Annotated in this window: 9 protein-coding genes and 3 tRNA genes; 11 read left to right on the top strand and 1 reads right to left on the bottom strand. The window is 60.5% G+C overall.

Annotated features, from left to right (window positions below):
* Positions 1–129: 129 nt before the first annotated feature.
* The gene (gene tsaD, locus DDF70_RS03700; protein WP_114943508.1) at positions 130–1,185 is read right to left on the bottom strand and encodes a tRNA (adenosine(37)-N6)-threonylcarbamoyltransferase complex transferase subunit TsaD; all 1,056 of its coding nucleotides are present in this window, start codon (positions 1,183–1,185) and stop codon (positions 130–132) included.
* Positions 1,186–1,466: 281 nt separating this feature from the next.
* Between tsaD and hemC the strand changes: the two genes are divergently transcribed.
* The 11 genes from hemC (at position 1,467) to DDF70_RS03650 (ending at position 13,673) form a co-directional block, all read left to right on the top strand.
* Entirely contained in the window at positions 1,467–2,393 is a 927-nt protein-coding gene (gene hemC / locus DDF70_RS03695; protein WP_114943507.1) for a hydroxymethylbilane synthase, read from the top strand.
* Complete coding sequence (locus tag DDF70_RS03690) at positions 2,393–3,088, top strand: uroporphyrinogen-III synthase (RefSeq protein WP_114943506.1); 696 nt, start codon at positions 2,393–2,395, stop codon at positions 3,086–3,088. Before hemC ends, DDF70_RS03690 begins: the two co-directional genes overlap by 1 nt.
* 209 nt (positions 3,089–3,297) lie before the next feature.
* Positions 3,298–4,974 carry a COG4223 family protein gene (locus tag DDF70_RS03685; RefSeq protein WP_114943505.1) on the top strand — a complete coding sequence of 559 codons (1,677 nt, stop codon included), beginning with the start codon at positions 3,298–3,300 and terminating at the stop codon, positions 4,972–4,974.
* Positions 4,975–4,989: 15 nt separating this feature from the next.
* Positions 4,990–6,579, top strand: a complete 1,590-nt coding sequence (locus tag DDF70_RS03680; RefSeq protein WP_114943504.1) for a heme biosynthesis HemY N-terminal domain-containing protein — start codon at positions 4,990–4,992, stop codon at positions 6,577–6,579.
* Between the two features lie 80 nt (positions 6,580–6,659).
* Positions 6,660–6,735: transfer RNA gene (locus DDF70_RS03675), tRNA-Thr, on the top strand.
* A gap of 115 nt (positions 6,736–6,850) precedes the next feature.
* Positions 6,851–6,926: transfer RNA gene (locus DDF70_RS03670), tRNA-Ala, on the top strand.
* 39 nt (positions 6,927–6,965) lie between these two features.
* Positions 6,966–7,040, top strand: a tRNA-Gly gene (locus DDF70_RS03665).
* Between the two features lie 187 nt (positions 7,041–7,227).
* Positions 7,228–8,289 (top strand): DNA-methyltransferase, encoded by a 1,062-nt coding sequence (locus DDF70_RS03660; RefSeq protein ID WP_114943503.1) that lies wholly within the window; start codon positions 7,228–7,230, stop codon positions 8,287–8,289.
* Positions 8,290–8,514: 225 nt separating this feature from the next.
* A complete protein-coding gene (locus DDF70_RS03655) occupies positions 8,515–9,498 on the top strand; it encodes a DGQHR domain-containing protein (RefSeq protein ID WP_114943502.1) in 984 nt (327 codons plus the stop codon).
* Between the two features lie 12 nt (positions 9,499–9,510).
* Positions 9,511–10,479, top strand: a complete 969-nt coding sequence (locus DDF70_RS36375) for a hypothetical protein (RefSeq protein ID WP_162820204.1) — start codon at positions 9,511–9,513, stop codon at positions 10,477–10,479.
* Between the two features lie 317 nt (positions 10,480–10,796).
* A complete protein-coding gene (locus DDF70_RS03650) occupies positions 10,797–13,673 on the top strand; it encodes a class I SAM-dependent DNA methyltransferase (protein WP_114943501.1) in 2,877 nt (958 codons plus the stop codon).
* The last annotated feature ends 6 nt before the right edge of the window (positions 13,674–13,679 follow it).

Here is a 13,679-nt window from a genome sequence, read left to right as displayed (position 1 = left end):
TTGTGCCGGTGATCCCGATACTGTTGAGCGCTGCGCTTCACCTGATCGGGATGGCCGGCACAAGGCCGGCCATGACGGCAGAGGGAGCCGCCCGATTGAGAGAGGGGATGAGCACTCCAATTGCCCATGTCACGCCTTCGCCCCAGCCTCGTCGCGACTCGTGTCCAAGGGCCAGCGGGCGCGGGCGGGGGCGGTGATGTCGTCGATGAGGCCGAGACGCATGCGCTCCAGGCCCGCCCAGGCGATCATGGCGCCGTTGTCGCCGCACAGCGCGAGCGGCGGCGCCACGAGCTTGAGGCCGGCTTCGACCGCGAGGCGCTGCAGTCCCTGGCGCATGCCCTGGTTGGCCGCGACGCCGCCCGCCACCACGAGCGCAGTCGGATGGCCGGCGATCTCGCGGAAGGCGCGAAGACCGACGCGGGTGCGGTCCACCACCACGTCGACGATGGCGGCCTGGAAGCTGGCGCAGAGATCGGCGATGTCGCTGGCGGTCAGCGGCGCGATCTTCTCCGCCTCGATCCGCACCGCGGTCTTGAGGCCGGAGAGTGAGAAATTCGGCTCCGCCCGTCCCTGCATCGGGCGCGGGAAGGCGAAGCGCTCCGGGTTGCCCTTCGCGGCCTCCTGCTCCACATGCGGGCCGCCCGGATAGGGGAGGCCGAGCATCTTGGCGACCTTGTCGAAGGCCTCGCCGATGGCGTCGTCGATGGTGGTGCCGAGCCGCACGTAATCGCCGACGCCGCGCACGGCCACGAGCTGGGTGTGGCCGCCGGAGGCGAGGAGCAGCAGGTAGGGGAAGCCGATGCCGTCGGTCAGCCGCGCGGTGAGCGCATGGGCTTCGAGGTGATTGACGGCCATCAGGGGCTTGCGGGTCACGAGCGAGATGGCCTTGGCGGTGGTCAGCCCCACCAGCACGCCGCCGATGAGGCCGGGACCCGCCGCCACGGCGATGCCGTCGAGGTCCTTCATCGAACAATTCGCGCTCTTGAGCGCGCGCGCCACGAGCCGGTCGATCACCTCCACATGGGCGCGTGCGGCGATCTCCGGCACGACGCCGCCATAGCGGGCGTGTTCGGCGATCTGGCTCAGCACCTCGTTGGAGAGGATCTCGCCGCGTCCGTCGAAGCCGACGCCGACCACGGCGGCCGCGGTCTCGTCGCAGGTGGTCTCGATGCCTAGAATGCGCATGATCGTGGGCCGCTCGATTAAGGTGTTGTCCGGGCTTCCGGCCCGGCGCTCCTCCCCCTATAGTCCGCCGCGCCGCACAAGATCAAACGTGATCAAACGCGGATGTTGTTTTTGGATTGTCTGAGGAAATACCAACCTCATCCTGAGGAGGTCGCGCAGCGACCGTCTCGAAGGAGGATCCAGTGCTCTCTGGAGGCGCCTCGCCCTTCGAGACGCTTCGCTCCTCAGGATGAGGCTTAAGGGTGAGCATCGGACATATTGAACAGGAGACCTCAGGCAGAATGGCCTCATCACCCACCCTGGTCATCGGTACGCGAGGAAGCCCGCTGGCTCTCGCTCAGGCCCACGAGACGCAAGACAGGCTGGTCGCCGCCCATGGCTGGACCGTGGAGCATCTGCCCCTGTCGATCATCAAGACCACGGGCGACGCCATTCAGGACCGGCCCCTGTCGGAGGCCGGCGGCAAGGGGCTCTTCACCAAGGAGCTCGACATCGCGCTCCTCGACGGTTCCATCGACCTCGCGGTCCATTCCGCCAAGGACCTGCCGACGGCCCTGCCGGAAGGGATCGTCATCGCGGGTTTCCTGCCACGCGAGGACGTGCGCGACGCCTTCATCAGCCACCGCTACAGGAGTTTGAACGACCTGCCGCAAGGCGCCGTCGTCGGCTCCGCTTCCTTGAGGCGCCAAGCTCAAGTTCGCCGCCTGCGGCCGGACCTCCAGGTAACGCTTCTGCGCGGCAACGTGCAGACCCGGCTCGCCAAGCTCGAACGCGGCGAGGTCGACGCCACGCTGCTCGCCATGGCGGGGTTGCGCCGTCTCGGGCTCACCGATCACGTGACCACCGTTCTCGAAACGGACGATTTCCTCCCGGCCGTGGGGCAGGGCGCCATCGCGGTCGCGATCCGCGCCGGGGACGAGCGGGTGCGCGAGGCGCTCGCGCCCATCCTCGACGCGCCGACCGGCCATGCGCTCGCGGCCGAGCGGGCCTTCCTCACCATTCTCGACGGCTCCTGCCGCACGCCCATCGCGGGCCATGCGCGGCTGATCGGCCACGACCTCGAAATCCGCGGCCTCGTGCTGCGTCCCGACGGCTCCGAGTGCCTGGAGGTGATCCGTCGCGGCTCGCCGGACGACGCGGCGGCGCTCGGGCGCGAAGCCGGATCGGAGCTGCGCTCCCGCATGCCGCCCGACTTCCTGAAAGCGTGATGCGGATCCTCGTCACCCGCTCGGCCCCGGACGCGGAGCGCACCGCCGAGCGGCTGGCGGCGCTTGGGTTCGAAGCGTGCCAAGCGCCCGTCACCCGGATCGTCCCGACGAGCGATCCCGCGCCGGACGCGCCCTACGATGCCCTCATCGTGACCAGCGCCCACGCGGCGGATGCCCTCACGGCCCTGGACCGGCAAAAGCCTGTCTTCGCCGTGGGCGAGCGCACGGCCGAAATGGTGCGCGCCAAAGGGTTCGCCCGGGTGACAGTGGCGGACGGCGACGCGGTGTCCCTGTCGCGGCTGATTCGCGCGAACCTGCCGCCGGGCCTTGCTCTTCTCCACGTGACCGCCCGGCATCACAAGGAGGAGCCGGCGGCGTCCCTGCGCGGGGCAGGGTTCACCGTGCTGCAATGGGAGGCCTATGAGGCGAAGGCCGTCGGGGCGCTGCCCGACGCCGCTGTCGAGGCCCTGCGCACTGGCCAAATCGGCGCCGCGCTCCATTATTCACGGCGGAGCGCGGATCTCGTCGTCCGGCTGGTCAGGGAGGCGGGACTGGCCTCGACCCTCCGGGCATTTCCGCATCTCTGCCTGTCGGCCGATGTGGCTGTGCCCCTGAACGCGGCCGGCGCAGAGGTCCGCGCGGCGGAAGACCCTTCCGAGGATGCGCTTCTCAAGTGCCTCGATTCGCTGCGATGAGGCCCGCCGCCACGTCGTTTACGATTCCGGCACGGACGGGCGGTAGGAAGCTTTGCCATACGGGGAGGATCGTGGTCCGATGGGCCGTTCATTTGTTCAGGATTTGCCGCAGGAGGGAACGAAACGCTGCGCCCAAGCTTGCCTCAATTGCATTTCACACTGACCTTTTGAAGATCTCGCGCCTGAAGCGACCCGAGCAAGAGTGACCCGTGACCCATTCATCTGATCCCCGACGCCCGAAATCGTCCCGCAAGAAGCCCTCGCGCGAGCCGGCGACCATCGACCTGAAAGCGACCGTGATCGACGAAGGCGCCGCCCCGGCCACCAGCCCGGGCGCCGAGGCCCAGGACACATTAGGTCAGGAGACCTTTGGGCCGGACACGCTGGGCCAGGACACCCTGGGTCACGCAACCCTCGGACCGGAGACCCTTGGACCGGACACTGTCGCGACCGAGGCCCCGGAGGCGAAGCCAGACGAGACCATTCCGGCCGGCAGCGAGCCCCCGGCCGAGGACCTGGTGGCCTCGCCGGAAGCCACGCTCGATTCGGGGGTGGGCACCGATACGCTTCCGTCCGGAGCCTTCGTCGACGAGCCTGGAAGGCAGGATGCCATTTCATCTGGCAGCTCCTATCAGGAGCCTCCCACATCGCAGGCGCGCGAAGAGGCCGTACCGCCGCGTCCGGTTCCCGAGCGGCGCGGCTCCGCCGGCGCCCTGATCGGTTCCGGCCTGCTCGGCGGCCTCATCGGCGCGGGGCTACTCTATGGATTGCAGTCCTGGCAGGGCTCGCCGACTCAGGAGGATCCACGGATCGCACAACTGGAGCAGCGCGTGAACGCCTTGCGGCAGCAGCCGGCGCCCTCCGGGCAGCCGCAGGGGAATGTCCAAGCCCTGGCCGAGCGTCTCCAGGCGCTCGAAGCGGCCCGAGGCGATCTGGACCAGCGGCTCCAGGCGATCCAGGACACGGCCCGGCAGGCGGCGAGCCAGGCCCAGGAGGCCCTGAACCGTCCCGCGCCCGAAGCGCCGCAGCCCCCACCCCAGAACGATGCCGCGCTCACCGACCTGTCCAACCGGCTGAACGAGCTGTCCAATGGCCTGTCCGGCCGCCTGTCGGGCCTGGAGGAGCAGGTCCGGACGAACGCCCAGAGCGCAACGAATGCCGCCAATGCGGCGCAGCAACTCGATGGCCGCATCGCGGATCTCGACCGGCGTCTCGCCGACCAGGACCGCCGGTTCGGCGAGGCGGAGAGGCGCTTTTCCGAGACCGAGCGCCGTTTCGCGGATGCCGACCGCCGGTTTTCCGAGCAGGAGCAACGCCTGGCAACCCTGTCGCAGCAGGCGGCGGAGAACACACGGAATGCCGAGGCCGCAAGCCAGACCGGGACCAAGGTGGTTCTCGCCGGACGCCTGAATGACGCCCTGAACAGCGGAACGCCCTATGCCGACGTGCTCGATGGCGTGAAGAAGGCCGGGGCCGACGCGGGCCGCATCGCTCCCCTGGAGCCCTTTGCCCAGCAGGGCGCTCCGACGGCGGCGGCGCTCGCCCGCAGCTTCGACCCGGTGGAAACGGCGATCCTGCGCGAAAGCCGCGGCCCGACAAACAGCTGGTCCGACCGGCTTCTGCGCATGGCCGACCGGGTGGTGACGGTCAAGCCGGTGAACGAACAGGGCACCACCGGCGTTTCGGCTCTCGTCGTCCGCATCCGGCAGGCCCTGGAGCGCGGCGACGTGGTGGAAGCCGCCGCCGCCTGGGACGCCCTGCCCGAGCCGTCGCGGCGGCTCTCCGAGGACTGGGGCCGGCAGGTCAAGGCGGTCGCCGAGGCGCATCGCGCCGCGCAGGCGATCAGCTCGGACGCCCTCGCCACCCTCAACCGTACGACGCAATAAAAGGATCTGCCCCGCATGTGGCGCGCTCTTGTTTTCATCGGTCTTCTCTGCGTCGCGGCCTTCGGTGCGGTCTGGCTGGCCGACAGGCCGGGGACGGTCCTGATCACTTTCGGCGGTTACGAGATCCAGATGTCGGTGGCGGTGGCGGCCATCGCCCTGGCGGGTCTCGCCTTGGCCCTGGCCCTTCTGTGGTCCCTGGTGACCGGCCTCATCCAGCTTCCCTCCCGTCTGACCTTCGCCTCGCGGGCGCGCCGCCGCTCGCGCGGCTATCAGGCCGTCTCCAGGGGCATGGTGGCGGTCGGCGCCGGCGACACCATCGCGGCCCGCCGCTACGCCAACGAGGCGGAGCGCCTTCTGGGCAAGGAGCCTCTGACGCTTCTGCTCAAGGCGCAGGCCGCCCAGGTGTCCGGCAACAGGGAGGTGGCCGAAGCCGCCTTCCTGCAGATGATGGACGAGGATGAGACCCGGGTTCTCGGCCTGCGCGGCCTCTTCGTCGAAGCCCGCCGCCGGGGCGATGCGGCCTCCGCACATCAATATGCCTCCGAGGCCGTGCGCCTGGCGCCGGCGGCCGCCTGGGCGAGCGACGCGGTCCTCGAAGCCCGCTGCGCCGATGGGGATTGGCGTGGGGCCCTGGAAACCGTGGAGCGGCGGACGTCGCTCGGTCTTCTCGACAAGAAGACCGCCAGGCGCCACCGGGCCGTCCTGCTCACGGCCGACGCTCTGGAGCGGGTGGATCGCGATCCCGACGGCGCGCTGCGAAGCGCCCAGGATGCGGTGAAGCTCGCGCCCGATCTCGTGCCCGCTGCCGCGCTGGCCGGCCGCCTGCTCTCGCGCAAGGGGGATCTTCGCAGGGCCGCCAAGGTGGTGGAGACAGCCTGGCGCAGCCTGCCGCATCCGGATCTGGCGGATGTCTACCTGAACCTGCGTCCGGGCGATTCGGGCCTCGACCGTCTCAAGCGCGCCGAAACCCTTTCCCGCCTCTCCGGCGGGGCGCCCGAGGGCCGGCTCGCCGTGGCGCGTTCCGCCCTCGAGGCCCGGGAGTTCGACCGGGCCCGCGACGCCCTGGAGCCCCTGCTGCAGGACCGGCCGAGCATGCGGGTGTGCCTGCTCATGTCCGACCTGGAGCAGGCCGAGCACGGCTCCACCGGCAGGGGACGCGAATGGCTCGCCCGCGCGACCCGTGCGCCGCGCGACCCGGCCTGGATCGCCGATGGGATCGTGTCCGACCACTGGGCGCCGATTTCGCCGGTCACGGGCCGTCTCGACGCCTTCGTCTGGCAGGCGCCTCCGGATGTGCTGATCGCGCCCGAACTCACCCTGCACGACGACGTGACGGCGGATCTCGACGACGAGGTCAAGGTGTTGCCCATCGTGCCCGCGGAAGAACCCGCTCCGGCCCCTGTGAGCGAGCCCGCTCCCGCCTCCGAGCCCGTGCCGGCAGCGACCGGGGCCGAGGCCGTCGTCGCCGGGCCGGTCAAGGAAGAGGCCAAGGAGGAAACCCCCGTTCCTCAGCCCGAACCTGTGGTTTTCCCGGCCACGCCGCCCGATGTGCCCAAGCCCAAGGAGCAGGCGTCCGCACGCCGCAGCGTTTTTTCTGTCTGGTAGGTCATTCCGGCCTTTCCCTCCCTTGCCAAGCGGCGGGGGAGGGGGTAAGAGGGCGACCTCTCGGATCGCAGAGTTGCGATGCCGCAATAGCTCAGCTGGTAGAGCACCTCATTCGTAATGAGGGGGTCGGGGGTTCGAATCCCTCTTGCGGCACCATTTTCTTCCTTGAATAACAAGGGCTTGGAAGTGGGTTGCCCTAGCGGCAAGTTGTAGTTATGGGGTTGGGGAAACACCGGGGAAGCACAACAGAATCGTGCTGCCCTGTCAGATCGGGGCCATAGCTCAGCTGGGAGAGCGCTTGCATGGCATGCAAGAGGTCGGCGGTTCGATCCCGCCTGGCTCCACCAAATCTGACGAGGTGCAAGTCTGACGAGTTGACGGAGCGTGCGGGTGTAGCTCAGGGGTAGAGCACAACCTTGCCAAGGTTGGGGTCGAGGGTTCGAATCCCTTCGCCCGCTCCAATTTCAAAAGGCCGCCTTCGGGCGGCTTTTTTGTTTTCAGCCATTTACGCGCAGCTGGAGGAGCTGACGAGCGAACACACTCGTCCATAGCGTAGCTTTGTTGGGGATAAGCCTGGCCGGAAATCGACGTTCGTGAGGGATGAGCGTTACAGTCCCAGGAAGCTAATACTGCAACATCAAACAGGCCATGGTAAAGCTTTATAATAACAGTGCTGGAGCGCCCCGCGACATTGCATTAACCCACCAAGTTATTCGAGGAGACGCTGCTACCGTTTTGGCGTCGTTGCCAACAGCAAGTGTCGATATGTGCATGACGTCGCCTCCTTATTGGGGGCACAGGGAATATGACTCTCCCGGCATAGGGCACGAGGCTTCGTACGAAGGTTATGTTATAAATCTTCTACGTGTAATGGCTGAGGTGAAACGCGTCCTTAAACCCGAAGGTTCGCTCTGGTTGAATTTGGGTGATACCTATGTGGATAAACACTTGCTGGGTCTGCCATGGCGCGTAGCAATCAAATTGACTGATGAAGGTAATTGGATTTTACGCAATGATGTGATCTGGAACAAAGTAAAGGGCTCACCTGATACTGCTCGCGACAAGCTAAGGACTGTCCATGAGCATGTTTTTCACTTCGTAAAGCAAAAATCGTACTACTACGATGTCGATGCGATCAGAGCAAACCCAAAGGAGAGCAATGTAATCAATGGCTCTGTCGTATCAGCGACCGGAGTTTCTGGTATCCGATACAAGCGTCAAATCGAGCTTTCTACGGCTCTCACTCCAGCCGAGAAGGTCGAGGCCTTGAAGGCCCTCAATCTTATGCTCGAAGAGGTTAGGGCGAAGCGAATCGCAGATTTCAGAATGATAATCCGAGGTCAGCAGCGTACGACACATTCTAACAGCGCTAAGGTATCGGGCCGCGCTAGAGAAATTCGGGATAAAGGCTTTTGCTTCCTAAAGTATCATCCGAACGGGAGCAAGCCGTCTGATGTTTGGGATATCCTCCCTGAGCGGACGCGCCGTAATGATGTTCACTTTGCGCCGTACCCCGCCGATCTTTGCAGGATTCCAATTCTCGCAACCTGCCCAAAGGATGGAGTGGTTTTAGACCCATTCTGCGGAACCGGTACGACTCTTGCTGTAGCGAAGGCACTAGGACGAAGCGCCATCGGTATCGACGTCTCAGAGGGTTATGTTGATCTTGCTCGTCGGCGCTTAAGCGACGTCCCTACGAATTCCTCATGACACATACGCCCACGCCGACCGCAAATGCTTACGTCACCTCAAAATAAAGATCGGAGCCCTTCAGCTGGTCTATGGACGAAGTCGAGTATGATTTACTGATCCTACCACCCAAAAAATGCACTCCTTCTATAGGCCAATACCAAAATTTGAAGCTCTATTATAGAAGCTCATCAGCGATGCTTGTAGATTTTGACAGGCGCGAAGCAGGAATATTCTGGAAGAACGATGATCAAAGAGACAGAAGACTACAAAACAGGATCTTTCACCTTCAGCCTCGTCACACAAGGTAAATACCGATTTTATAGCCTGACGATGTTCTCCGACATTCTCGCGCGGACATGCTTTGTCTCGACGCGCAACGAAGACCCAAGAGAAGGTTTTCAGAGAGTCCTTGATAAAAGTCGAGCTGAGCAAATCGCAAGTTATATAGATAATGGCGAAGCATCGATTCCCAGCGCCATTGTTCTATCCGCCCAACCTGAGGCAGAACTTACGATCAAGCCTGGAGGTAGAGCATTAACGTTCAGGCAGCACCCAAAAGCGTTTTTGATACTGGACGGACAACACAGGGTATACGGGTTCAGTCTCGCTAAGTCGCATCTGCGCGTTCCAGTCATTATATTTAATGGCCTGACACGCCGCGAAGAGACCAGACTCTTTATCGATATCAATACTAAGCAACGGCCGGTTCCCAACGAGTTGCTTTTAGATATCAAACATCTCGCTGACATTGAAACGAGTGAGGAGACGATTCTTCGAGATGTGTTCGACATGTTCAATGCCGAACCGGAGAGCGTCCTCCGCGGGCTTTTGTCTCCAAATGAGAAGGCGCGGGGAAAGCTCTCTCGCGTCTCATTCAATGCAGGCATTAAACCGATTTTGCCCCTGCTAGCAGGTCGCGATGCTGAAGAGCTATTCTCGATCTTGAACGGCTATGTAACTGCATTCGCAGCAGGGCTCGAAGATCTAAGATACAGAGAACTCCTCATTACACCCCTCGGCTTTAAGGGAATAATGGCCTTCTTCCCAGAAGTTGCGTCGCGGGTCAAAGACCGCTTTCGGAGTGAATATACCTCAGATAACTTTGCGGATGTACTAAATGATGTTTTCCGCAATGTGACAAAGCAGCAACTCTCATCTGCTAAGGGCTCACACAAGCCGATTCATGAAGCTCTATCGAAAGCGCTCTCAAAGAGCTTTTCTCTTTAAATAGTCACGCGAATGTCGAAGACACAGGACGTCCTGCGCCCATATTGGCTAAAGGGCATAAACGAAATCTCATCTCCGACCGCGCAATCTCTCAAAGGTTGGCTTTCAGCTCAGCAGTACGTGGTGCAAACAATAGACCCTGGATCTGGCAGAATAGAGATATTTACTGGCGATCCAGCAGCAGTATCTAGATCGTTCGCACATGACATTGACAGATTTTCATCTGCTGTACTGGAAACAGTCATCGGAATTGTCAATGTGAGCGAGCTTCCAGGCTCTTACGCATGGTCATTGATTAGGTGCTATTACGCTGCATTCTATGCCGCTCATGCGATTGGGAGAATTTTTGGAGAAAGCGTATCTCGCATTGATATAAAGCAAGTTCAAGCTCTGCAAGCCGCCGCCACTTCGAGTGGTATTGTTGACGGTGTAAGTACGATATCAGATATCTTGTACAAATTCAGGTTTGATCCAGATAGTCAGATTCTCATTGGGGAGCGACTGTCCAAGGATGGCCCACACGTTGAAACTTGGAAGCATTTTGAGAAAATGCTGGCAGATATACAGAATAGGATACTACAATCCCCAACAGGAATAACCTCAGACAAGCAGCAGGTTGTGGCCCTATTGCAGATTATTCGAGACATACTAACCACCAATACTGCCAAGCGAGCAAATTGGCTTTCTACTGTACGCAACGACATAAATTACAGACACGAGTATGGCGCTTGGTATCCACATGGAAAAGGCAAACACTGGGGTGAAATAGATACTTTGTTTCGAGGAATGCTGGCCGATCCTCTCACATTACAGGACGCCCCTGAGCGCAAAGACATCAATCGGTTTGCGAAAGGCTGCGTATTGCTAATAGCAGTGCTCGTAGATGTCTTGAAGGATATCTCAGCTAGGCACCCGGCCAATGCTTCTTTTCTAAAGCAGAAGGCAAATCGTGTGCTCGCTACAATGGTACCCCAAAATTGATTTGTCTGAATTCCTGTGCCGCAGTTTTCCAGCGGAATGTATGGACTGCCATATAATGTAGGGATGATCACAAATTTCGTGGCGCGCATTCATAAGCCAAATTTCAAAGTAATAACAACCAGTTGGGGGCAAAGAAAGTGTTGTGTCCATTATGTGGCTAGCCGTCAAAAACAGCCATTCGCTCAAAAGCGTTCAACTTTATAGGCTGGATCAATCTTGGAGACTTTTGATCTTTCTGCTTAATGGTCCCGGCGATCCTCACCCTCCGTTAGGAATTATCTGCTCAAGCTCGACGTAGAGAACGTTTAAGCCGAGCCATGACCCCTGAAGCCTTTATCTCCAAGTGGAAAGCCGCCGACTTGAAAGAGCGCTCGGCCGCCCAAGAGCATTTTATTGACCTTTGCCACATGCTCGGTGAGCCGACGCCGGCCGAGGTCGACCCAAAAGGAGAGTGGTACTGTTTCGAGCGCGGCGCCACGAAAACCACTGGGGGCAAGGGATGGGCTGACGTCTGGAAACGCGGTCACTTCGGTTGGGAATATAAGGGCCGAGGAAAGGACCTTAATGCCGCCTTTTCTCAGCTTCAGCAGTACGCAATTGCTCTCGAAAACCCGCCGCTCTTAGTCGTATGCGACCTTGATCGGTTTCGGATTCATACGAATTGGAACAACACGGTCAGCGCCGTCCATGAAATCGCCTTGGACGATATTCGAGAGCCTGCCGCGCGAAAAAAGCTGAAGGCGGTTCTATCGAATCCTGAACAACTGCGCCCCGGCCAGACACGAAAAGCTCTAACTGAGAAGGCCGCTGCCGATTTCGCACGGCTCGCTCAGCGGCTTCGTGATCGGGGGCATACGCCTGAGACGGTTGCCCACTTCATCAACCGTCTCGTTTTTTGCATGTTCGCTGAGGACATTGGGCTTCTCCCGAACAAGATGTTCGCCCGTATGCTCGACCATGCGAAGACTAGGCCAAATGACTTCGCTGCGATGGCGAAGGCACTATTCGGGGCGATGCGCTCAGGCGGTATGGTCGGTTTCGAGGCCGTCGAGTGGTTCAACGGCGGCTTGTTCGACGACGACACGGCTCTTGGGCTTGATAAGGAAGAGATCGAGCTTGCGTTGCGTGTCGCGGCGCTCGACTGGGCCGAAATTGACCCGACAATCTTCGGCACACTATTTGAGCGGGGCCTCGACCCTGACAAGCGATCGCAACTCGGCGCTCATTATACCGACCGCGATAAAATCATGATGATTATCGAGCCGGTAATCGTGCGGCCGCTGGTTGCGGAGTGGGAGGTCGCGAAAAAATCTGTTTCTGAGGCCCTCAAGCGGGCGAAGACGCTGAAAGCGGCAAGTGCGCGCACAAAGGCCGAGAACGGCGCCCTGAGCCTCTACAGGACTTTTCTCGACCGCTTGCGGTCTTTCACTGTGCTCGACCCAGCCTGCGGTTCAGGCAATTTCCTTTATTTGGCACTCCTCGCTCTGAAGGACCTCGAAAACCGGGTGATGATCGAGGCTGAGGCATTGGGGCTTCAGCGGGAGTTTCCAGCGATTGGACCGGCTTCGGTTAAAGGATTAGAAATCAATCCTTATGCGGCTGAGCTCGCACGCGTAACCGTCTGGATCGGCGAAATTCAATGGATGCGTCGTAACGGCTTTGATGTCTCGAAAAACCCAATTCTGAAACCGCTCCAGACGATCGAGTGCCGCGATGCACTCATGAATTCGGACGGGTCGGAGGCGGTGTGGCCAGATGCAGATGCTATCATAGGAAATCCGCCCTTTCTTGGGCCATCACCAATGCTAGCTGCGTTGGGTAACTCTTACATAGTGGCTCTTCGAAAGGCATACGGCGATCGTGTGCCGGGCATGGCGGACCTAGTAATGTTTTGGTTCGAGAAAGCTCGCGCGAAGGTTCAGAGCGAGGAAGCTGACCGGGTTGGCTTTGTAGCTACCAATTCAATCCGGGGAGGAGGTAGCAGAGTAGTTTTAGACCGTATCGGACGAACCGCTACATTTACCGATGTCTGGGCTGATGAGCCGTGGGTGCTTGATGGCGCGGCGGTTCGTGTTTCAATCGTTTGCTTTTCAAGATTCGGAAGTGTTTCCCAGCCCAATTTGAACGGCCAGCCCGTGAGTAAAATCAATACGGATCTAAGTGCTGGAGCCGTAGACCTAACAACAGCTGTACGCCTATTGGAGAATCGGCAGGTCGCATTCATCGGGACGCAGAAGAATGGGAAGTTCGAGGTAATGGGTGAGATCGCTCGGGTTTGGCTCTTGCGGCACCTGAATCCTAATGGTCGTAGCAACGCTGACGTCGTACGCCCATGGGTAAACGGGATGGATATAACACGTCGTCCGTCAGATACCTGGATCGTCGACTTCAATGACATGCACGAAAATGAAGCAGCCCTATACGAGATGCCTTTCGAGTATGTTCGTCAGGTCGTGAAGCCAACACGGGATGGAGTTCGCCGTGAGCGGAGGCGGCTCAACTGGTGGCAACATGGCGAACCCGCGCCTGGCGTCAAACTGGCTATTAGGCCGCTAAGTCGCTTCATAGCAACTGCTCGGGTAGCGAAACACCGCATATTTGTGTGGCTTAACCCAACAACGACGCCTGACTGCCAAGTGGTATCCATAGCGCGAGATGATGACTGTACGTTCGGGATATTGCATTCGCGTTTCCATGAGGCATGGTCACTTCGCTTAGGGACAAGCCTAGAAGATCGTCCTCGCTACACGCCAACGACAACCTTTGAGACCTTCCCGTTTCCAATTGGACTAACGCCTGACTTACCTTCATCTAATTACCGAAACGACCCAAGAGCGATGCGTATTGCGGCAGCAGCCAAGCGTCTAGATGAACTTCGCCGCAATTGGCTCAATCCGGCCGATCTAGTTTATATCGAGCCTGAAGTGGTTGCAGATTTTCCAGACCGTGTTCTGCCAAAAAATGCCAGTGCTGCCGCCGTACTTAAAGCACTTACACTGACGAACCTATACAACGAGCGTCCAACTTGGCTCGCGAACGCTCATGCCGAGCTAGACCGAGCCGTTGCCGCCGCTTACGGGTGGCCTGAGGACATCTCGACCGAAGACGCGCTCTCACGGCTTCTCGAGCTGAACCGAGCCAGAGCGGGAAGCGGATCTTACGAGGTGGAAGAGGATGGTCGCGAGGTCGCCTGACGACGA

Source organism: Microvirga calopogonii (assembly GCF_003347665.1).
In the GTDB taxonomy this organism is placed as follows: Bacteria; Pseudomonadota; Alphaproteobacteria; order Rhizobiales; family Beijerinckiaceae; genus Microvirga; species Microvirga calopogonii.
This window is presented reverse-complemented; position numbering and strand designations above follow the sequence as displayed.

What these genes read in the sequence shown, in the direction of transcription:
- DDF70_RS03660 (WP_114943503.1), top strand. Translation starts at nt 7,228, where the DNA reads ATGGTAAAGCTTTATAATAACAGTGCTGGAGCGCCCCGCGACATTGCA.
- tsaD (WP_114943508.1), bottom strand. Translation starts at nt 1,185, where the DNA reads ATGCGCATTCTAGGCATCGAGACCACCTGCGACGAGACCGCGGCCGCC.
- hemC (WP_114943507.1), top strand. Translation starts at nt 1,467, where the DNA reads ATGGCCTCATCACCCACCCTGGTCATCGGTACGCGAGGAAGCCCGCTG.
- DDF70_RS03680 (WP_114943504.1), top strand. Translation starts at nt 4,990, where the DNA reads ATGTGGCGCGCTCTTGTTTTCATCGGTCTTCTCTGCGTCGCGGCCTTC.
- DDF70_RS03690 (WP_114943506.1), top strand. Translation starts at nt 2,393, where the DNA reads ATGCGGATCCTCGTCACCCGCTCGGCCCCGGACGCGGAGCGCACCGCC.
- DDF70_RS36375 (WP_162820204.1), top strand. Translation starts at nt 9,511, where the DNA reads ATGTCGAAGACACAGGACGTCCTGCGCCCATATTGGCTAAAGGGCATA.
- DDF70_RS03655 (WP_114943502.1), top strand. Translation starts at nt 8,515, where the DNA reads ATGATCAAAGAGACAGAAGACTACAAAACAGGATCTTTCACCTTCAGC.
- DDF70_RS03650 (WP_114943501.1), top strand. Translation starts at nt 10,797, where the DNA reads ATGACCCCTGAAGCCTTTATCTCCAAGTGGAAAGCCGCCGACTTGAAA.